The 19,227-nt window shown below is 64.7% G+C and carries 14 protein-coding genes; 2 read left to right on the top strand and 12 right to left on the bottom strand.

The annotated features are described in order from the left end of the window. Nucleotides 1-302 precede the first annotated feature (302 nt). A complete protein-coding gene (locus ACETII_RS04650; protein WP_472787300.1) occupies nucleotides 303-1,250 on the bottom strand; it encodes an IS1595 family transposase in 948 nt (315 codons plus the stop codon). A gap of 198 nt (nucleotides 1,251-1,448) precedes the next feature. On the opposite strand from ACETII_RS04650, the gene ACETII_RS04645 reads away from it, so the two are divergent. Together ACETII_RS04645 and ACETII_RS04640 are read left to right on the top strand one after the other, a co-directional pair. Further along, nucleotides 1,449-1,820, top strand: coding sequence for a hypothetical protein (locus ACETII_RS04645; protein ID WP_472787299.1), 372 nt, complete (start codon nucleotides 1,449-1,451; stop codon nucleotides 1,818-1,820). A gap of 65 nt (nucleotides 1,821-1,885) precedes the next feature. Next, entirely contained in the window at nucleotides 1,886-2,692 is an 807-nt protein-coding gene (locus tag ACETII_RS04640; protein WP_472787298.1) for a hypothetical protein, read from the top strand. Between the two features lie 39 nt (nucleotides 2,693-2,731). Here the strand turns inward: ACETII_RS04640 and yidD are convergent, their stop codons facing one another. From yidD to ACETII_RS04585, 11 genes are all read right to left on the bottom strand, one after another. Beyond that, complete coding sequence (gene yidD, locus ACETII_RS04635) at nucleotides 2,732-3,061, bottom strand: membrane protein insertion efficiency factor YidD (protein ID WP_472787297.1); 330 nt, start codon at nucleotides 3,059-3,061, stop codon at nucleotides 2,732-2,734. A gap of 208 nt (nucleotides 3,062-3,269) precedes the next feature. Then, nucleotides 3,270-7,445, bottom strand: coding sequence for a DNA-directed RNA polymerase subunit beta' (gene rpoC / locus ACETII_RS04630; RefSeq protein ID WP_363349739.1), 4,176 nt, complete (start codon nucleotides 7,443-7,445; stop codon nucleotides 3,270-3,272). 162 nt (nucleotides 7,446-7,607) lie between these two features. Further along, complete coding sequence (rpoB, locus tag ACETII_RS04625; protein ID WP_363349738.1) at nucleotides 7,608-11,747, bottom strand: DNA-directed RNA polymerase subunit beta; 4,140 nt, start codon at nucleotides 11,745-11,747, stop codon at nucleotides 7,608-7,610. A gap of 164 nt (nucleotides 11,748-11,911) precedes the next feature. Then, complete coding sequence (gene rplL / locus ACETII_RS04620; protein ID WP_363349737.1) at nucleotides 11,912-12,289, bottom strand: 50S ribosomal protein L7/L12; 378 nt, start codon at nucleotides 12,287-12,289, stop codon at nucleotides 11,912-11,914. A gap of 45 nt (nucleotides 12,290-12,334) precedes the next feature. Continuing rightward, entirely contained in the window at nucleotides 12,335-12,850 is a 516-nt protein-coding gene (gene rplJ, locus ACETII_RS04615) for a 50S ribosomal protein L10 (RefSeq protein WP_363349736.1), read from the bottom strand. A 543-nt stretch (nucleotides 12,851-13,393) separates the two neighbouring features. After that, nucleotides 13,394-13,813 carry a hypothetical protein gene (locus ACETII_RS04610; RefSeq protein ID WP_472787296.1) on the bottom strand — a complete coding sequence of 140 codons (420 nt, stop codon included), beginning with the start codon at nucleotides 13,811-13,813 and terminating at the stop codon, nucleotides 13,394-13,396. Beyond that, complete coding sequence (pheT, locus tag ACETII_RS04605; RefSeq protein WP_472787295.1) at nucleotides 13,792-16,203, bottom strand: phenylalanine--tRNA ligase subunit beta; 2,412 nt, start codon at nucleotides 16,201-16,203, stop codon at nucleotides 13,792-13,794. Before pheT ends, ACETII_RS04610 begins: the two co-directional genes overlap by 22 nt. Next, nucleotides 16,200-16,652, bottom strand: coding sequence for a hypothetical protein (locus ACETII_RS04600; protein WP_472787294.1), 453 nt, complete (start codon nucleotides 16,650-16,652; stop codon nucleotides 16,200-16,202). Before ACETII_RS04600 ends, pheT begins: the two co-directional genes overlap by 4 nt. Before the next feature lie 8 nt (nucleotides 16,653-16,660). Then, a complete protein-coding gene (locus tag ACETII_RS04595) occupies nucleotides 16,661-16,942 on the bottom strand; it encodes a hypothetical protein (protein ID WP_472787293.1) in 282 nt (93 codons plus the stop codon). A 12-nt stretch (nucleotides 16,943-16,954) separates the two neighbouring features. Then, nucleotides 16,955-18,034: a phenylalanine--tRNA ligase subunit alpha gene (pheS, locus tag ACETII_RS04590; RefSeq protein ID WP_472787292.1), complete on the bottom strand. Its 1,080-nt coding sequence runs from the start codon at nucleotides 18,032-18,034 to the stop codon at nucleotides 16,955-16,957. Nucleotides 18,035-18,263: 229 nt separating this feature from the next. Beyond that, the gene (locus ACETII_RS04585; RefSeq protein ID WP_472787291.1) at nucleotides 18,264-19,226 is read right to left on the bottom strand and encodes a bifunctional enoyl-CoA hydratase/phosphate acetyltransferase; all 963 of its coding nucleotides are present in this window, start codon (nucleotides 19,224-19,226) and stop codon (nucleotides 18,264-18,266) included. Nucleotide 19,227 lies beyond the last annotated feature (1 nt).

The following is a 19,227-nucleotide window of genomic DNA, read 5'->3' as shown; positions in this document are numbered from 1 at the left end:
GTCTGGTTCGGCCTGCGCCGGGCGTCAGCCATTGTGGTGAATTGACCGTTGCCGGCGTCTCGTGCTTGTTTACGCGTAGTAGCCATTGTCGGGGTCCTTCTATTGGACTTCGATTTCCGCCACCACTCCATTGCCTTCCAAGCTGATAGGAGTGGTGGCGGCTCCCGTGACGTTCACGGAATGTCCAATAATGACTGATTCTCTCCATAGAGTCCCAGCGCTCTGCTGCGGCTGGCCTTATTTACGATTAAGTTTTGTTAATGTTGTGTTTGCGCCAGCGCAGGAACTTACGCGCCTCCTGTTTACGCGTTCGCGGCTTCGTCAGGTCGCCGATAATACAGGCGACGCCCTTTGATGCCGGCCAGCGCCTTGTCGGCGGGCATGGCGTCGGTGTAACCGAGCTTGGCGCGGGTGTTATAGCGGTGGTCGAACTCGACCAGATAGCGGTGCAAGTGCTTCTCTGAGCAATGCTGGTAGATGCCCTTCATGCCGCGTTTGAAGATGCTGAAAAAGCCTTCGATTGTGTTCGTGTGAACGTTGCCGCGCACGTATTCCTCGGCGCTGTGGCACACGGTCTCATGACCAGCGAACTCTTTGCCGACCTCGATATACATGCGGGCTTCGTCCGTATGCAGGCGGGTTGAGCGGCAGACGTTGGTGACGAGGATCGTGCGCACGGTGTCCTTGGTGGCGCTGTCAACGTGGAACGAGCGGACTGAGCCGCCGCGCTCGACGAGAGCGACAACGGCGCGCTTGCTGGAATGCGACGGCTTGCCGTGCTTCGTGCGCTTGGTGACGGTCTCTTTCGGGCCGAAGTAAGTTTCGTCGGCTTCGACGATCTTGCCTTCGCCGCCAAGGGGGCCGGTCTCGGCGGGGTCGGCCTTCATCGCCTCGCGGATGCGGTGAAACATAAACCAAGCCGTCTTGTAAGTGACGCCAAGCGTGCGGTGCAGTTGGTGGGCGCTGTAGCCTTTCTTGGAGGCGTTCAGCAGGTAAGTCGCCAGCAGCCACTTGTTTAGCGGGATTTTGGAGCGCTCGAACGCTGAGCCCACGGTCACGGTGAACTGCTCGCGGCATTCCATGCACTGATACAGGCCGGGGCGGTGCGACTTGCCTTTGAGGGCGGTGATTCGGTCCTGCGCGGCGTTGCCGCAATGCGGGCAGATCGGGCCATTCGGCCAAACCTGAGCTTCAAGATGACGACGGGCCGCGTCGGCGTCGGTGAAGATAGGATCGGTTAGGTCAACCATCGGTCTAAAGTCCTAGAAATCTGCCGCTTTAGGGATCAATTCAGCACTTGAGCTTGACTATCCAAAACGGGCGCATTTGGCTAACGTCTTGGTTTGTTGTAAAAGACGGGCAACGCTTTGTCAAGTATATAATTGGGAAAAAATTCTTTCCCCAGGGCGCCGATCTCGGTCGATCCTTCGCGCCTGGAGGATCGAGACATGACCAGAACCCAAAGCTCCCTTGGCTCCCTTGGCGCAAAGAGACAGGCTTTCGAGAGGCTGGAGGCGGCGGCGCGGCCCGCTGTCGACGCGGCGCTCGACGCAAGTCTCGCCGCCTATAACCGCGCCCATGCGCTGTCGCGCTTTCACCGCCTCTCGCAGGAGATCATTGCGAGCGAAACGCCCCAGGCCGCACGGCGGGTGGTTCGGGAGATCGAACGCGCCCTGCGCGCCGAGCGGGCGCGCCGCGGCCATTGGACTTATGACCTCAACCGGCATATCGCGCTCCTTGTCGCGCATCGCGCCGAAAGCGCCCGCCTCGCGCGGCTACGCGGCGCCGCGATCAGAAGCGGCGGGGCCGAAAAAGCGTAGAGTCGCTTTTCAGGCCCGCCGCCTTTGCATAAATTCAACCTCCGCTCCGCTCGCAGGCTCGCTGAATGCTCTTTGTGGAAAGAATTCTGGCGCTCGCCGCCGCCGCCGTCGTCGCAATCTGTCTCGGCGTCGGCATGATGATCCTGGCGTTCAGCCCGGCGCGGCCGGGCGGGGCCTTCGGCGCGTTGAGCGGCCCGATCGACCTCGCCACGGCGCGGCAGATCGTCGAGACCGAGATCGCGCAGGCGCCGGAATATGCGCGCTTCTTCGCGCGGCTGCGCGAAACCTTCACCGGCGATTACGAAAAGACGCTGCAGGAGTTCGCCGAGCGGCTCTCGCAGACGAAGACCGAACAGAGCGTCGATTACTATCTCTCCGAGGCGGTGCGGCGGCTGCGCCAGTCGCGCGGCAGCCTCGCCGCCAAGGCCGATCCCGAGGCGATGTCGCGCGTCTTCGCCGAGCAGCTCGCGGTGTTGCAGGCCGTGGCGCGGGAAGACAAGAAATTATGCGTCGGCTTTCTCTATGGCGCGACCAATCAGGACTTCCAGCGCTTCGCCGCGGCGCGGCGTCCGCTCGTCGCCCAGATGGCGATCGCCAGCCTCGAGGCGATGGTGAGCGGCAAGACCAAAAACCTCGCCCGCAGCCAGCCGACCGAGGCGGATTTCAAGACGCTCGAGACGGCGCTCGCCGCGCGCGGCCTCGACAAGGCGGAAATCGATGCGCTGCTCGACGGCAAAATGCCCGACCCGCCACTGGACGACGCCAGGATGTGCGCCGCGGGACAAACCTATCTCGAAGTGCTGCGCACCTTGCCCGAGGCGTCGCGCACGCGGATTTACGGTCTGGCGCTGGAGCTGATGGCGAAGTCGTAACGGCTCAGGCCGGTCGCCCAGGGAGCCCCCAAAGCAAAGCTACTCGTCGACCTCCTCACAGCGAAACGGTCCCCGCCACCGCGCATAGCGCCAGGGGGTGAACGCGCTGGCGCCTGCGGGCAGGCGCTCCGGAACGGGGTCGAATCCCTCGCCGCCGCCCGGCCGGCATCGGCAAATGCGCGCAAAGCCCATCCAGCCTCCCGCCCACAGGCCATGTTTTGCAATGGCCTCCTCCGCATATTCCGAGCACGTCGGCGCATAGCGGCAACTCCGCCCGGCGAAGGCGGAGAAAGTCACGCGATAGACGAGGATCAGCGCGCGCGCGGCGCGGGCGGGGAGGCTCCTCAGGAGGGAAAGGATGGAAGACACGAACGCCATCTCTTCGTTTTCAACCAGTATCGCCGCCTCGCGCGCCTGTGACGCCCGCGCCTGTCGCGGTTGTCCACGCGGCGCCTCTCTGGCGCGAGCTGCCGGATGCGCGCCGGCGGGACAAGCCGCGGCCATGACGGACCGCACAAGCGGATAACCCAAAGAAGAAAGGCCGCCCTCGCGGGCGGCCTTCTTTTTCACCAGGCTCTTACTCCGCCGGCGGCAGCGCCGGGGCCGGCTCGGCCGCCTCGGCCCGCTGCTCGATGATCAGGTCGTCGCGGCCCGATGCGATGCCGCGGAACTTGGCCATCGCTGCGCCCGTGCCGGCCGGGATGAGACGGCCGACGATGACGTTCTCCTTGAGGCCGACCAGCGGGTCGATCTTGCCGTTGACGGCGGCCTCGGTGAGGACGCGCGTCGTCTCCTGGAAGGAGGCGGCGGAGAAGAAGGAGCGCGTCTGCAGCGACGCCTTGGTGATGCCGAGCAGCACCGGCGTCCCGCTCGCGGGCTTGCCGCCGTTCTCGATCGCCCTGGCGTTCGCCTCGTCGAGCTCGACGTGATCCACCTGCTCGCCTTCGAGGAAGCCGGTGTCGCCCGGATCGGTGATGTCGATCTTCTGAAGCATCTGACGCACGATCACTTCGATGTGCTTGTCGTTGATGTTCACGCCCTGCAGACGATAGACCTCCTGGATCTCGTTGACGAGGTAGGCCGCAAGCTCCTCCACGCCCTTGATCGCCAGAATGTCGTGCGGCGCCGGATTGCCGTCGACGATGTAATCGCCCTTTTCGACGACGTCGCCATCCTGAAGGTGAATGTGCTTGCCCTTCGGGATCAGATATTCGACCGGCTCCGCGCCCTCTTCCGACGGCACGATGCTGAGACGCTGCTTGTTCTTGTAGTCGCGGCCGAACTGAACGGTGCCCGAGATCTCCGCGATGATCGCGTGATCCTTCGGCCGGCGCGCCTCGAAGAGCTCCGCGACGCGCGGAAGACCGCCGGTGATGTCGCGGGTCTTGGCGCTTTCGACCGAGATACGCGCGACAATGTCGCCGGCCTTCACCGTGCCGCCGGGCTCGACCGCGATGATCGAGTCGACAGGCAGCAGATAGCGGGCGTCGCCGCCGCGCTGCAGCTTGGCGATCTTGCCGTCCGCGCTCTTGATGACGATCGCGGGCTTGAGGCTCGCCGAGCGCAGATTGAGGCGCCAGTCCATGACCATGCGCTTGGCGATGCCGGTCGATTCGTCGACCGTCTCCGACATCGACTGGCCTTCGACGAGGTCCTCGAAGCCGATGACGCCGTCCACCTCGCTGATGATGGGACGCGTATAGGGGTCCCACTCGGCGATGCGCTGGCCGCGCTTGACCTTGTCGCCTTCGTCGACCTTCAGCTTGGCGCCGTATTGGATGCGGTTCACCGCGCGCTCGGCGCCGTCCGGCCCGAGGATCACGATGGCGACGTTGCGCGCCATGACGATGAGGTCGCCGTCCGAGTTGCGGGCGACATGGCGGTTGCGCACATGCACCGTGCCCTCGAAATTCGACTCGATGAAGGACTGGTCCGCGAGCTGCGCCGCGCCGCCGATGTGGAAGGTGCGCATGGTGAGCTGCGTGCCCGGCTCGCCAATCGACTGCGCCGCGATGACGCCCACGGCCTCGCCCATATTGACGGGCGTGCCGCGCGCGAGGTCGCGGCCATAGCATTTGGCGCAGACACCGTTCTTGGCCTCGCAGGTCAAGACCGAGCGGATCTTCACCTCCTGAATGCCGGCGGCGTTGATCGGCTCGATATGCCACTCCTGGATCATCTCGCCCGCGGGGACGATGACCCTGCCGTCCGGCGCCTTGAGATCCTCCGCCGCCGTGCGGCCGAGGATACGCGTCGCCAGCGACGCGACGACCTGGCCGGCGTCGATGATGGCGCGCATGCGGATGCCGTTCTGCGACCCACAGTCCGTGGACGAGATGATCGAATCCTGCGCGACGTCGACGAGACGACGGGTGAGATAGCCCGAGTTCGCGGTCTTCAACGCCGTATCCGCGAGGCCCTTGCGGGCGCCGTGGGTGGAGTTGAAGTATTCGAGAACCGTCAGCCCTTCCTTGAAGTTCGAGATGATCGGGCTCTCGATGATCTCGCCCGACGGCTTCGCCATCAGGCCGCGCATGGCGGCGAGCTGCTTCATCTGCTGCGGCGAACCGCGCGCGCCGGAGTGCGACATCATGTAGATCGAATTGATCGGCACGTCGCGGCCGTGCTCGTCCTTACGCACCGCGGAGATGCGCTGCATCATCTCCTCGGCGAGCTTGTCCGTGCACTTCATCCAGGCGTCGACGACCTTGTTGTATTTCTCACCCTGGGTGATGAGGCCGTCGTTGTACTGCTGCTCATATTCTTTCGCGGCGGCGCGCGTCTCGGAGACGATCTTCTCCTTCGTCTCCGGCACGACCATGTCGTCCTTTCCGAAGGAGATGCCGGCCTTGAAGGCTTCGCGGAAGCCGAGCGCCATGATGCGGTCGCAGAAAATGACCGTCTCCTTCTGACCGCAGTTGCGGTAGACGGTGTCGATCATGTTCGAGATCTCTTTCTTGGTCATCAGCTTGTTGACGACGTCGAAGGGGATCTTCGTGTGCTTGGGCAGAAGCTGGGCGAGCATCATGCGGCCCGGCGTGGTGTCGTAGATTTTCGCCACGCGCTTGCCCGCCGCGTCATAGGTCCAGCCGCGGCCCTTGATCTTCGTGTGCAGCGTGATGGCCTTGGCGGCGAGCGCGTGCTCGATCTCGCCCTGATTGGCGAAGCACATGCCCTGGCCCGGCTCGCCGTCGCGCTCCAGCGTCAGATAATAGAGGCCCAGAACAATGTCCTGCGACGGCACGATGATGGGCTGACCATTCGCCGGGTGCAGGATGTTGTTCGTCGACATCATCAGCACGCGCGCTTCCAACTGCGCTTCGAGCGACAGCGGCACGTGCACGGCCATCTGGTCGCCGTCGAAGTCGGCGTTGAAGGCCGCGCAGACGAGCGGATGCAGCTGGATCGCCTTGCCCTCGATCAGCACCGGCTCGAAGGCCTGAATGCCGAGACGATGCAGCGTCGGCGCGCGGTTCAGGAGAACCGGATGCTCGCGAATGACCTCGTCGAGGATGTCCCAGACTTCGGGCTTCTCTTTCTCCACGAGCTTCTTGGCCTGCTTCACGGTCGCCGAATAGCCCTTGGCGTCGAGACGCGAATAGATGAAGGGCTTGAACAGCTCCAGCGCCATCTTCTTTGGCAGGCCGCATTGATGCAGTTTGAGCTCCGGACCGACGACGATCACCGAGCGGCCCGAATAGTCGACGCGCTTGCCGAGCAGATTCTGGCGGAAGCGGCCCTGCTTGCCCTTCAGCATGTCGGCGAGCGACTTCAGCGGGCGCTTGTTGGCGCCCGTGATGACGCGGCCGCGGCGGCCGTTGTCGAACAGCGCGTCGACGGCCTCCTGCAGCATGCGCTTTTCGTTGCGGATGATGATGTCCGGCGCGCGCAGCTCGATCAAGCGCTTCAGGCGGTTGTTGCGGTTGATTACGCGGCGGTAGAGATCATTCAAGTCCGACGTCGCGAAGCGCCCGCCGTCGAGCGGGACGAGCGGACGCAGATCCGGCGGGATGACCGGGATTTCCTTCAGGATCATCCACTCCGGCCGATTGCCCGACTGGATGAAGGCCTCGATGATCTTCAAGCGCTTGGCGAGCTTCTTGGGCTTGAGCTCGGTCTTCGCCTCGGCGATCTCCTGACGCAGGGACGCGGCGATGCCCTCGAGGTCCATCGACTCGAGCAGCCGGCGGATCGCCTCGGCGCCGATCATGGCGGTGAACGTGTCCTGGCCGAACTCGTCCTGCGCGGTGAGATATTCCTCTTCCGAGAGGAGCTGGCGCTCCTTGAGCGGGGTGAGGCCCGGATCAATGACGATATAGGACTCGAAGTAGAGGATGCGCTCGAGATCCTTCAGCGTCATATCGAGCAGAAGGCCGATGCGCGAGGGCAGCGACTTCAGGAACCAGATATGCGCGACGGGCGCGGCGAGCGAGATATGGCCCATCCGGTCGCGCCGCACGCGCGCGAGCGTGACTTCGACGCCGCACTTCTCGCAGATGACGCCCTTGTATTTCATGCGCTTGTACTTGCCGCACAAGCACTCGTAGTCCTTGATCGGCCCGAAGATGCGCGCGCAGAACAGACCGTCGCGTTCGGGCTTGAACGTGCGGTAGTTGATCGTCTCGGGCTTCTTGATCTCGCCGAACGACCAGGAGAGGATTTTCTCCGGGCTGGCGATCGAAATCCTGATCTGGTCGAAGGCCTGCGTCGCCACGACCGGATTGAAGAGATTCATGACCTCTTGCTGATTCATGGTCTTCTCCTGGGACGCCGGGGCGCGTGAGCCGCGCCGCCTGCGTCGTAAAATCTCAAGGGTTGGCTACGCCGTCACAAGAGCGAAGCAGCGAAGCATTCCAGAGCCGCCGTTGCTGCTCTGGAATGCTGCGCTCGCCATGACGGGGGACAGTCGCATCGACTATTCCGCAGCCTCCGCGGTGGACGGCGCCATCTCTTCCTGCTCCGGCGTGGCGTTGGTGAGCTCGACATTGAGCGCCAGCGAACGCATTTCCTTGATGAGCACGTTGAAGCTCTCCGGAATGCCGGATTCGAAAGTGTCGTCGCCGCGCACGATCGATTCATAGACTTTGGTGCGGCCCGCGACGTCGTCGGACTTCACCGTCAGCATTTCCTGCAGCGTGTAGGCGGCGCCATAGGCTTCGAGCGCCCACACCTCCATTTCGCCGAAACGCTGGCCGCCGAACTGCGCCTTGCCGCCCAGCGGCTGCTGGGTGACGAGCGAGTAGGGGCCGATCGAGCGCGCGTGGATCTTGTCGTCGACGAGGTGATGGAGCTTCAGCATATAAATGTAGCCCACGGTCACCTTGCGGTCGAAGGCCTCGCCGGTGCGGCCGTCGAAAAGCGTCACCTGGCCCGACGAGGCGAGCCCCGCCTTGGTCAGCATGTCGACGATGTCCTTCTCGCGCGCGCCGTCGAAGACCGGCGTCGCGATCGGCACGCCGCGCTTCAGATCCTTGCCGATCTCGATGAGCGTCGTTTCGTCGACGTGATCGAGCTCCTGATCGGGACCATAGACGTCCTTCAAGGCCTCGCGCACCGGCGTGGCGTCCTTGCTGCGCATATAGGCGTCGACCGCCTTGCCGACCTGCTTGCCCAGACCCGCGCAGGCCCAGCCCAGATGCGTCTCGAGAATCTGGCCGACGTTCATGCGGCTTGGCACGCCCAGCGGGTTGAGCACGATGTCCACGGGCGTGCCGTCCTCGAGGAAAGGCATGTCCTCCTGCGGCACGATGCGCGAGACGACGCCCTTGTTGCCGTGACGGCCGGCCATCTTGTCGCCGGGCTGAATCTTGCGCTTCACCGCGACGAAGACCTTGACCATCTTCATCACGCCGGGCGGCAGCTCGTCGCCGCGCTGCAGCTTCTCGACCTTGTCGAGGAAGCGGTTTTCGAGGCCCTTCTTCGACTCGTCGTACTGCTTGCGGACGGCTTCGATCGAGGCCATCAGCGCGTCGTCCTCGATAACGAAGGTCCACCACTGCGAGCGCGGATATTCGTCGAGGATCGCCTGCGTCAGCACCTGATCCTTCTTGAAGCTCTTCGGGCCGGCGATGGCCTTCTTGCCGATGAGGGTTTCGCCGAGGCGCGCATAGACGTTGCGGTCGAGGATCGCGAGCTCGTCGTCGCGGTCCTTGGCGAGCCGCTCGATCTCCTCGCGCTCGATCGCCTGCGCGCGCTCGTCCTTCTCGACGCCGTGGCGATTGAAGACGCGCACTTCGACGATGGTGCCCTGAACGCCCGGCGGCACGCGCAGGGACGTGTCGCGCACGTCCGACGCCTTCTCGCCGAAGATGGCGCGAAGAAGCTTTTCTTCCGGCGTCATCGGGCTTTCGCCCTTTGGCGTGATCTTGCCGACGAGAATGTCGCCCGCCTGCACCTCGGCGCCGATATAGACGATGCCCGCTTCGTCCAGGTTCTTCAGCGTCTCTTCCGAGACGTTGGGAATGTCGCGGGTGATCTCTTCGGGACCAAGCTTGGTGTCGCGCGCCATCACTTCGAATTCGTCGATATGGATCGACGTGAACACGTCCTCCTTGACGATGCGCTCGTTGAGGAGGATCGAATCCTCGAAGTTGTAGCCGTTCCACGGCATGAAGGCGACGAGCACGTTGCGGCCGAGCGCCAGATCGCCGAGGTCCGTCGACGGGCCGTCGGCGATGATGTCGCCCTTTTGCACGACGTCGCCGACGCGCACGAGCGGCTTCTGGTTGATGCAGGTCGACTGGTTCGAGCGCTGGAACTTCATCAGCCGGTAGATGTCGACGCCGGGCTTGGCGGGGTCCTGCTCTTCCGTGGCGCGGATGACGATACGCGTCGCGTCGATCTGGTCGACGACGCCCGTGCGGCGGGCGGCGATCGCGGCGCCCGAGTCGCGCGCGACGATCGGCTCCATGCCGGTGCCGACGAGCGGGGCGTCGGCCTTGACGAGCGGCACGGCCTGACGCTGCATGTTCGAGCCCATGAGGGCGCGGTTGGCGTCGTCGTTCTCGAGGAACGGGATCAGCGCCGCGGCGACCGAGACGAGCTGCTTGGGCGACACGTCCATCGCGTCGACTTTTTCGCGCGGCACCAGCATGACGTCGCCGGCGTGACGGCAGAGCACGAGGTCTTCCGTCAGATTGCCGTCGGCGTCGATCGGCGCATTCGCCTGCGCGACGTGATACTTCGACTCTTCCATGGCCGAGAGATAGGCGACCTCGTCCGTCACCTTGCCGTCGCGGACGCGGCGGTAAGGCGCTTCAATGAAGCCATATTTATTGACGCGCGCGAAGGTCGCCAGCGAGTTGATCAGGCCGATGTTCGGGCCTTCGGGCGTTTCGATCGGGCAGATGCGGCCATAATGCGTGGGGTGCACGTCGCGCACCTCGAAGCCGGCGCGCTCGCGCGTCAGGCCGCCCGGACCCAGCGCCGAGAGACGACGCTTGTGCGTGATCTCCGAAAGCGGGTTGGTCTGGTCCATGAACTGCGAGAGCTGCGAGGAGCCGAAGAACTCGCGCACCGCGGCGGCCGCGGGCTTGGCGTTGATCAAATCCTGCGGCATGACCGTGTCGATGTCGACCGAGGACATGCGCTCCTTGATGGCGCGCTCCATGCGCAAAAGGCCGAGGCGATACTGATTTTCCATCAGCTCGCCGACCGAGCGGACGCGGCGGTTGCCGAGATGGTCGATGTCGTCGATCTCGCCACGGCCGTCGCGCAGGTCGACAAGCGCCTTCACCACGGCGAGAATGTCCTCACGACGCAGCGTGCGCACCGTGTCCGGCGCATCGAGATCGAGGCGCATGTTCATCTTCACGCGGCCGACGGCCGAGAGGTCGTAGCGCTCCGCGTCGAAGAACAGCGAATGGAACATGGCTTCCGCCGTGTCCATGGTCGGCGGCTCGCCGGGGCGCATCACGCGATAAATGTCGAACAGCGCTTCTTCGCGGTTCGAATTCTTGTCGACCGCGAGCGTGTTGCGGATGTAGGGGCCGACGTTGATATGGTCGATGTCGAGCACCGGCAGCTCGTCGAAGCCCTTCTCCAGCAGCAGCGGCAGCGTCTTGGCGGTGATCTCGTCGCCGGCTTCCGCGAAAATCTCGCCCGTGCCCGGGTCGAAGAGATCTTCGGCGAGATACTGGCCGTAGAGGTCTTCCGACGACACGCGGATCGCCTTCACGCCCTTTTCGGCGAGCTGGCGCGCAGCGCGCACGGCGAGCTTCTTGCCGGCCTCCAGGATGACCTGGCCGGTGTCGGCGTCGATCATGTCGGCGACGGCCTTCACGCCCTTCATGCGCTCGGCGTCGAAGGGCATGCGCCAGTTTTCGCCATCCGCCTTGTAGGCGATGGTCTTGTAGAAGGTCGAAAGAATCTCTTCGCCGTCGAGGCCGAGCGCGAACAAAAGCGACGTCACCGGAATCTTGCGGCGGCGGTCGATGCGGGCGTAGACGATGTCCTTGGCGTCGAACTCGATGTCGAGCCAGGAGCCGCGATAGGGAATGATGCGGGCGGCGAACAGCAGCTTGCCGGAGGAGTGGCTCTTGCCCTTGTCGTGGTCGAAGAACACGCCCGGCGAACGATGCATCTGCGAGACGATGACGCGCTCGGTGCCGTTGACGATGAAGGTGCCGTTCGACGTCATGAAGGGCATGTCGCCCATGTAGACGTCCTGCTCCTTGATGTCCTTGACCGACTTCGCCTGCGTATCGGGATCGACGTCGAACACGATGAGGCGCAGCGTCACCTTCAGCGGCGCGGCGAAGGTCATGCCGCGCTGGCGGCATTCGTCGACGTCGTATTTCGGCTGTTCGAATTCATAGCGGACGAATTCGAGCAGCGCGACCTGCGAGAAGTCGGAGATCGGAAAAACGGATTTGAAGACGGACTGAAGGCCTTCGTCGGGGCGGCCGCCCTTGGGCTCGTCGACAAGCAGGAATTGATCGTAAGAGGCCTTCTGCACCTCGATCAGATTGGGCATCGCCGCCGCTTCGCGGATGTGTCCGAAGAACTTGCGGGTGCGCTTGCGACCGGTGAACTTGCGGGCCGACGTCTGAGCCATGTCGCTTTTCGAGCCTCTCTCATGAGGGCGGCCTGCTCACATTCGAGCCGCTCTCGCCCTGTCGGGCGCCTGCCACATAGCGCCCCTTATCAACCGCGCGCGGTCCCGGCTCGAGCCGGGACCGCGATTCTCGTCTCGCCGCCGCTTTGAAGGCGGCGGGGAAATTACTTGAGCTCGATCTTGGCGCCGACCTTCTCGAGGGTCGCCTTGATCTTCTCGGCCTCTTCCTTCGAAGCGCCTTCCTTCAGCGGCTTCGGGGCGCCTTCGACGAGGTCCTTGGCTTCCTTCAGGCCGAGGCCGGTGATCGCGCGGACCTCCTTGATGACCTCGATCTTCTTGTCCCCGGCCGCGGCCAGGATCACGTTGAACTCGGTCTTCTCCTCGGCGGCCGGAGCGGCGGCGCCAGCGGCCGGCGCGGCGGCGACAGCCACGGCGGCGGCCGCGGAGACGCCCCACTTCTCTTCGAGCAGCTTGGCGAGCTCAGCCGCCTCGAGGACGGTGAGAGCCGAGAGGTCTTCGACGATCTTTTCGAGATTAGCCATAGTTGCGTCCTTTGAATTTGGTTCTTGACTTGGTTTGCGCGCCTCTTAGGCCGCGTCTTTCTTGGCGTAGGCGCCGAACACGCGCGCGAGCTTGGCGGCAGGCGCGGTCGAGAGCTGGGCGATCTTGGTCGCGGGCGCCTGGATGAGGCCCACGAGCTTGGCGCGCAGTTCGTCGAGAGACGGCATGGTCGCAAGCGACTTGACGCCGTCCGGGTTCAGCAACGTGGCGCCCATGGCGCCGCCCAGGATCACGAACTTGTCATGGTCCTTGGCGAAGGCCACAGCCACCTTCGGCGCCGCCACCGGATCGTCCGAATAGGCGATCAGGGTCGGGCCCTTGAGCAGGGTCCCGAAATCGGCGACGCTCGCGCCATCCAGAGCGATCTTGGCGAGGCGGTTCTTGGCGACCTGAACGGATGCGCCCTCTTCGCGGGCCCGCTTGCGCAGGGCCTGCATTTGGGCGACCGTCAAGCCGGAGTAGTGCGCAACGACGATTGCGCCGGCCTGATTAAAGACCTGGTGCAACGCCGCGACGGCTTCTTTTTTCTCCGCTCTATCCACGGTTGCTCTCTTCATAACTGGCGGGAGGAACCCGCCGGTTGCGACTTGCCGCCCGCGGGCGCGGACGGCTCCGTAGATCCTGTCCCCAGAGCGCCTCGCCGGATGACGAAAGCCCTGGTTGAAGGGGCGTGAACCAAATTCAAAGGACGTTGGCGGTCGAGCCAGCGGCCAAAAATTACGGTTTCCCCGTCTGTGCAGGCCGCTTTCGGACGACAGATTTCTCTGATCGTCCTCCAGCCGATTGAGTCGCTCGGGGTGTGGAAACCCCTTCGACGACGCCGGCAGTCTCGGACAGGACATGGCCGGACGGGACACGAGGCTTTACCCCCGGATCCGCCGGCCTATCCACCGCCTGTCTCCTAAGCCATTGACAAAGCCTTGGTTCGGGCGGAAGCTCCAAATCTGAAAGCGGGGTCGAAGCCCTATGTCAACCCCGGAACGGCTTATTTAAAGGGCCGGCGCCCGTTTGCCAAGAGGTAAATTCGGCGCAGGGTCTTTTTGTGCTCAGCTTAGAGGCGATGTTGCGCCGCCGCTTGGCCTTCATCAGCGCCCTGGCGTGAATTCCATGCGCACGCGCCCGCCGCTCAAATAGTTCATTGATGCGCCGGCGGGGCCCAAATGGCGCGCCGCCGCCCGGCGGCCGCCACGTGAAGCGCCGCCGCCGCGCTTCTCCCCTTCGGCGGCGACGCCGGGGTAGCTCGCGCCGTGCTGGCCGCGCATCGGGCCGAAGGACGCGAGGCAAAGATTGTAGGCGTTGGGGTCCTTTATGGCCTCGCAGTCGTCGATCGTCCGGGGGCCAGCGACGGCGGACGGCGCGAGGGCGCCTGCAAGAAGCGCTGCAAACACGACTGTGCGCGGGCGTCCGAACGCCCGTGTGACGGCCATGGTCTTCCCCTGCGCGCGCGAGGAGACGGAGCCTGCGCCGCCGACCTTCGCCTTCCTCACCGCAGCGACGCCCCGCATTTTCTTTCCGCCTCGGCGACGATCTTCTGCGCCACCGCCTCGATTTCCGCGTCGGTGAGGGTTTTTTCGCGCGGCTGCAACGTCACCGCGACGCCGACCGACTTCCTGCCCTCCGGCACGCCGACGCCCTCATAGACGTCGAAGACGCTCACATCGGAAATGAGGGTCTTGTCGGCCCCGGCCACGGCTCGGACCAGATCACCCGCCGGCGCCGTTCGATCCACTATGAAGGCGAAATCGCGGGAGAGCGGCTGGAGGTCGGAGAGCTCCAGCTTCGGCTTGATCTTGGTGGGCTTGGCCTTGGGGGCCGGCAGCGCGTCGAGGATGATCTCGAAAGCGGCGATCGGGCCCTCCACGTCGAGCGCCTTCAGCGCGCGCGGGTGCAATTCGCCGAAATGGCCGACGATCGCCTTGGGGCCGAATTGCAGCGTCGCCGAGCGGCCCGGATGGAACCAGGCGGGTCCGCCGGGGATGACCTGCAGGCCGCCGGTCGCGACGCCGAGCGCGTCGAGCAGAGTCAAGGCGTCCGCCTTGGCGTCGAAGGCGCCGGCGCGCCGGGCCGGCGCCGACCAGTGCCGCCCTGCGCCCGCGAGGCCACGGCGGATGCCGGCCGCGGAGAGTCGCTGGCCCTTTTCGGAAGGGTCGAGGAAGATCTGCCCGACCTCGAACAGGTCCTGGTCGCCGAGACCGCGCGCCGCATTGCGGTTGGCGGCGGCGACGAGGCCCGGCAGCAGGCTCGGCCGCATGTCGGAAAGATCGGCGGCGATCGGATTGGCGAGGGCGAGGCCCGGGGCGCCGCCGCCGAAGGCTTCGGCCTGCTCCTTGGCGATGAACGACCAGGTGACCGCCTCGACGAGCCCCTGCGACGCCAGCGCCCGCCGGGCGTTGCGGGCGCGCTTCTGCATCAGGGTCAGCACGGGGGGCGCGACGCCCTCGGCGCGAGGCAAGGGCGTTGACGGCACGTTGTCGACGCCAAGAATGCGCACGATTTCTTCGACGATGTCGGCCTTGCCCTCGATGTCCGGCCGCCAGCTCGGCGTCGTGACGCGCGCGCCTTCCGTCCCGGACTTTTCAACCGTGAAGCCGAGGCGCTCGAGAATGGCCGTCGCCTCCGCCTGCGAGACGTCGACGCCGGCGAGGCGCTGCGTTTCCGACCAGGGGAAGTCCACGACCCGCCGCTCGCGCGGAACCGCGCCGGCGATGACGAGCTGAGAAGCCTCGCCGCCGCAGAGATCGACGACGAGTTTTGTCGCGAGTTCAATCCCGGGCAAGGCCAAGTCGGGATCGACGCCGCGCTCGAAACGGTAGCGCGCGTCGGTGACGATGCCGAGTTTGCGGCCCGTGTGGGCGATGTTTTGTGGATCCCACAGGGCTGATTCGATCAGCACGTCGGTCGTGTCGTCGTTGCAGCCCGAGACCTCGCCGCCCATGACGCCGGCGATCGATTCGACGCCGTGGTCGTCGCTGATCACGACCATGCCCGCCTCGAGCTCATGGGTCTTGCCGTCGAGCGCCAGCAGCGTCTCGCCCTTTCTGGCGCTGCGCACGACGAGATCGCCCTTCACTTTCTTCGCGTCGAAGACGTGCAGCGGCCGCGCGCGGTCGAAGGTCATGAAATTGGTGATGTCGACGAGCGCATTGATCGGCCGCAGGCCGATCTCGCGCAGACGCTTCTGCATCCAGGCCGGGCTCGGGCCATTTTTGACGCCCCTGACGAGGCGCAGTGCGAAGAAGGGGGCGAGATGTTTGTCGCTCTCGGCGAAATCCAGCGTCACGCCCACGGGGCAGGGGAATTTGCCCTCGACGGGGAGGATGTCTTTCTCCTTGAGAACGCCGAGGCCCGCCGCCGCCAGGTCGCGCGCGACGCCGTAAACGCCGGCGGCGTCGGGCCGGTTCGGCGTGAGATTGATCTCGATGACCGGATCGTCGAGGCCGGCCCATTGCGCATAGACTTCGCCGACCGGCGCGTCTTCGGGCAGTTCGATGATGCCCTCGCTTTCCGTCGCGAGCTCCAGCTCCTCGAAGGAGCACAGCATGCCAAGCGATTCGACGCCGCGGATGACGCCTTTGCCGAGCGTAATCTTCTTGCCGGGGATGTAAGTCCCCGGCGCCGAGAAGACGCTCCTGAGCCCCGCGCGCGCGTTCGGCGCGCCGCAGACGACTTGAACCAGTTCGGGTGCGCCCGTATCGACCTTGCAGACCCGCAGCCGGTCGGCGTTGGGATGCTGCGTCGCCGCGACAATTCGCGCGATCGTGAAGGCTTTGAGCTGCGCGGCGGGATCGTGCACATGCTCGACCTCGAGGCCGATGCGCGTCAGCGTCTCGACGATCTCGGCGAGCGTGGCGGAAGTGTCGAGATGCTCTTTGAGCCAGGAGAGGGTGAGTTTCATGTTCGATTCTTGATGATCAGACGCACAGCCAAGCGGCGGCGCTCCTCGGGGGAAAGTCGGTCGAGGGCCTGGAGGATAGACCGAGCGGCCAACAGAAGCTTAGTGCTTTCGATGTCGGAAAAGGCGAAAGTTGGTGGGCGGTAGTCTGCGTCATGCCTGCTGCTCTGAAGCTCGACGACCGCGTCCCCGATCTTGGCGACCGCTGGATTGTCGTCCGACTTTCCGCCGAACACTGCTTTCATAGACCTATGTTCAAGCGCACGATAAACGCGCTCATAGTCGTCTGATTGATGAATGTCTCCGTCGATCCCCAGAAACTCATCCGCACAGAGGCGAGCGAGGGCATGAAACACCGAATAATAGGCTGTGCTGACAGCGCGCCGGCGCGAGGCCAAGCCACTATCGTCTCCGAGCGAGCGTTCGGCGACAAGTAAGAGGCGCTCGGCCATAGACATACTCAATGGGCCCCTGCGCCAGGGGTCGTTGAGCTGGGAAAGTCTTGCTTGATGAATACAAAGCGATCGTCGCCTTCTAATTGAAGCCGATTGCGGATCGCGCCAACAGAATCATAAATCTCATCGACGTTCGTGACAGGTTTTGACAAGTGAAGGGTGACGAGAATGACTTCTTCGCCATCGAAGTCCTGTTTGAAGTGAACGTCAGCGCTCGAGTAGCCATTTTCTGCAAAACGTTCTCGTAGGACGGTCGTCACGACCTCTTTCACCTGGGTCATATTCATGCCGCTCTCCAGCTAGCTGCTCAATCCGCCCGCCAGCGTCGGGAAATCGAGCGGGTGGAAGCCGTAATGCTCCAGCCAGCGCGTGTCGGCGTCGAAGAAGGCGCGCAAATCGGACATGCCGTATTTCAGCATGGCGAGACGATCGATGCCGACGCCGAAGGCGAAGCCCTGATAGACGTCCGGATCGTGCCCGCAGTTCCGCAGCACATTGGGATGCACCATGCCGCAGCCCAGAATCTCCATCCAGTCCTCGCCCTCGCCGAAGCGGATTTCGCCGCCCTGACGCCGGCACTGCACGTCGACCTCCATCGACGGCTCGGTGAAGGGAAAGAAGGAGGGGCGGAAGCGCAGTTTGACGCCCTTGACCTCGAAGAAGCTCTTCAAAAACTCCTCGAGCACCCATTTCAGATGGCCGAGATGGGTCGACTGGTCGATGACCAGCCCCTCGATCTGGTGAAACATCGGCGTATGGGTCTGATCGAAGTCGCAGCGATAGACGCGGCCCGGACAGATCACGCGGATCGGCGGCTTTTGCGCGAGCATGGTGCGCACCTGCACCGGGCTCGTATGGGTGCGCAGCAGCTTCTTTTCGCCCGCCTCCGGCGCGAGGAAGAAGGTGTCCTGCATCTCCCGGGCGGGGTGGCCCTCGGGGAAGTTGAGCCTGGTGAAATTATAGTCGTCGCTTTCGATGTCCGGGCCTTCGGCTACGGCGAAGCCCATGTCGGCGAAGATAATCGCAAGCTCGTCCATCACCTGTGAGATCGGGTGAATGCGGCCGCGCTCGAGCGGGCTGGCCGCGGCCGGAAGCGTCACGTCGAGCGTCTCGGCCTTCAGACGCGCCTCGAGCGCGGCCTCGGCGAGCGCGGCGCGGCGGGCGGCGAGCGCCTCGGTCGCCTTGTCCTTGAGCGCATTGATCTTGGCGCCCTCGGTCTTTCGATCCTCCGGCGCCATTTTGCCGAGGGTGGCGAGCAGCGCCGAGATCGCGCCCTTCTTGCCGAGGGCGGCGACGCGCACGGCTTCGAGCGCCGGCTCGTCGGCGGCCTCGTTGATCTGGCGCAGCGTTTCTTCTTCGAGTCTGGCGATGTCGGTCATGTCGATTGTCTAGGGTGGGCGGGTCACGCTCGTCTCCCTCATCCTGAGGAGCCCGCGTCAGCGGGCGTCTCGAAGGACGAGGGAGACGAGCGTGCGACTCCCTTTCGTCGCCCCCGCGTCGAGACGGCTTTGAAGCCTCCTCAGCATGAGGGCGGAAGGAAGGGTCCCCGCCGGGAAATCTGTCGGTCCGTCGGGGTTCTGCCACGCGCGGGCGCTTCTGTCGAGGCGGCTAGGGCGTGGGTCGGGGACGATGGGTAAAGAGCTGGGCCAGGGCCGAGGAGGCGACGCGCGAGGCGACGTCGTCGGCGCGGCTCGTCAAGACGATGGGAACGCGGGCGCCGAGCACGATCCCGGCCGTGTCGGCTCCGGCCAGAAAAACAAGCTGCTTGGCCAGAATATTGCCGGCTTCGAGATCCGGGGCGACGAGGATGTCCGGGTCGCCCGCGACCTGCGAGGCGATCTGCTTGGCGTCCGCCGCCTCGCGCGAAATGGCGTTGTCGAAGGCGAGCGGCCCATCGAGGATCGCCCCCTCGATCTGGCCGCGATCCGCCATCTTGCACAAAGCGGCGGCCTCCACCGTCGAAGGGATTTTCGGCTCGACGGTCTCCACCGCGGAGAGCAGGGCGACCTTGGGGCGGGCGAGACCGATTGCATGGGCGAGGTCGACGGCGTTGCGGACGATGTCGCGCTTGACCTCGAGCGCCGGCAGAATATTGATCGCCGCGTCGGTGACGAGCAGCAGCTTGTGATAGGTCGGCGCGTCGATGACGAAGACATGGCTGATGCGCCGATCGGTGCGCAGGCCGGTCCCTTCGCGCACCACGGCGGACATGAGTTCGTCCGTGTGCAGCGCGCCTTTCATCAGCGCATGCAGCTTGCCCCGGCGCGCCATCTCGACCGCTTGATCCGCCGCCGCATGGCTGTGCGGCGCCTCGACGATGTCGATGTCCTCGAGCGAGACGCCGATCTGCCGGGCGGCGGCCTCCATCTTCTTGCAGGGACCAATGAGCGTCGGCACGATCAGGCCCTTGTCGCGCGCAGCGAGGGCGCCTTCGAGCGAGGGCCGGTCGCAAGGATGCACGACGCCCATGCGAATCGGCGGCAGGGCCTGCGTCCGCGTGATCAACGCGTCGAGCAGCGCGCCGCGCGCGCGGGGAAAAACGGGCGCCGTCGCCTTGCCGCTCTCACTCATC

It is taken from the genome of Methylocystis sp. NC52PC, assembly GCF_055698645.1.
The sequence above is the reverse complement of the archived record's forward strand: the minus strand, read 5'-3'. Positions and strand labels throughout refer to the sequence as shown.

Bases quoted from the DNA above. Each gene is read 5' to 3' on its own strand.
- ACETII_RS04650 (WP_472787300.1), bottom strand. From the start codon at position 1,250: ATGGTTGACCTAACCGATCCTATCTTCACCGACGCCGACGCGGCCCGT.
- ACETII_RS04645 (WP_472787299.1), top strand. From the start codon at position 1,449: ATGACCAGAACCCAAAGCTCCCTTGGCTCCCTTGGCGCAAAGAGACAG.
- ACETII_RS04640 (WP_472787298.1), top strand. From the start codon at position 1,886: ATGCTCTTTGTGGAAAGAATTCTGGCGCTCGCCGCCGCCGCCGTCGTC.
- rpoC (WP_363349739.1), bottom strand. From the start codon at position 7,445: ATGAATCAGCAAGAGGTCATGAATCTCTTCAATCCGGTCGTGGCGACG.
- rpoB (WP_363349738.1), bottom strand. From the start codon at position 11,747: ATGGCTCAGACGTCGGCCCGCAAGTTCACCGGTCGCAAGCGCACCCGC.
- rplL (WP_363349737.1), bottom strand. From the start codon at position 12,289: ATGGCTAATCTCGAAAAGATCGTCGAAGACCTCTCGGCTCTCACCGTC.
- ACETII_RS04610 (WP_472787296.1), bottom strand. From the start codon at position 13,813: ATGCGGGGCGTCGCTGCGGTGAGGAAGGCGAAGGTCGGCGGCGCAGGC.
- pheT (WP_472787295.1), bottom strand. From the start codon at position 16,203: ATGAAACTCACCCTCTCCTGGCTCAAAGAGCATCTCGACACTTCCGCC.
- ACETII_RS04600 (WP_472787294.1), bottom strand. From the start codon at position 16,652: ATGGCCGAGCGCCTCTTACTTGTCGCCGAACGCTCGCTCGGAGACGAT.
- ACETII_RS04595 (WP_472787293.1), bottom strand. From the start codon at position 16,942: ATGAATATGACCCAGGTGAAAGAGGTCGTGACGACCGTCCTACGAGAA.
- pheS (WP_472787292.1), bottom strand. From the start codon at position 18,034: ATGACCGACATCGCCAGACTCGAAGAAGAAACGCTGCGCCAGATCAAC.
- ACETII_RS04585 (WP_472787291.1), bottom strand. From the start codon at position 19,226: ATGAGTGAGAGCGGCAAGGCGACGGCGCCCGTTTTTCCCCGCGCGCGC.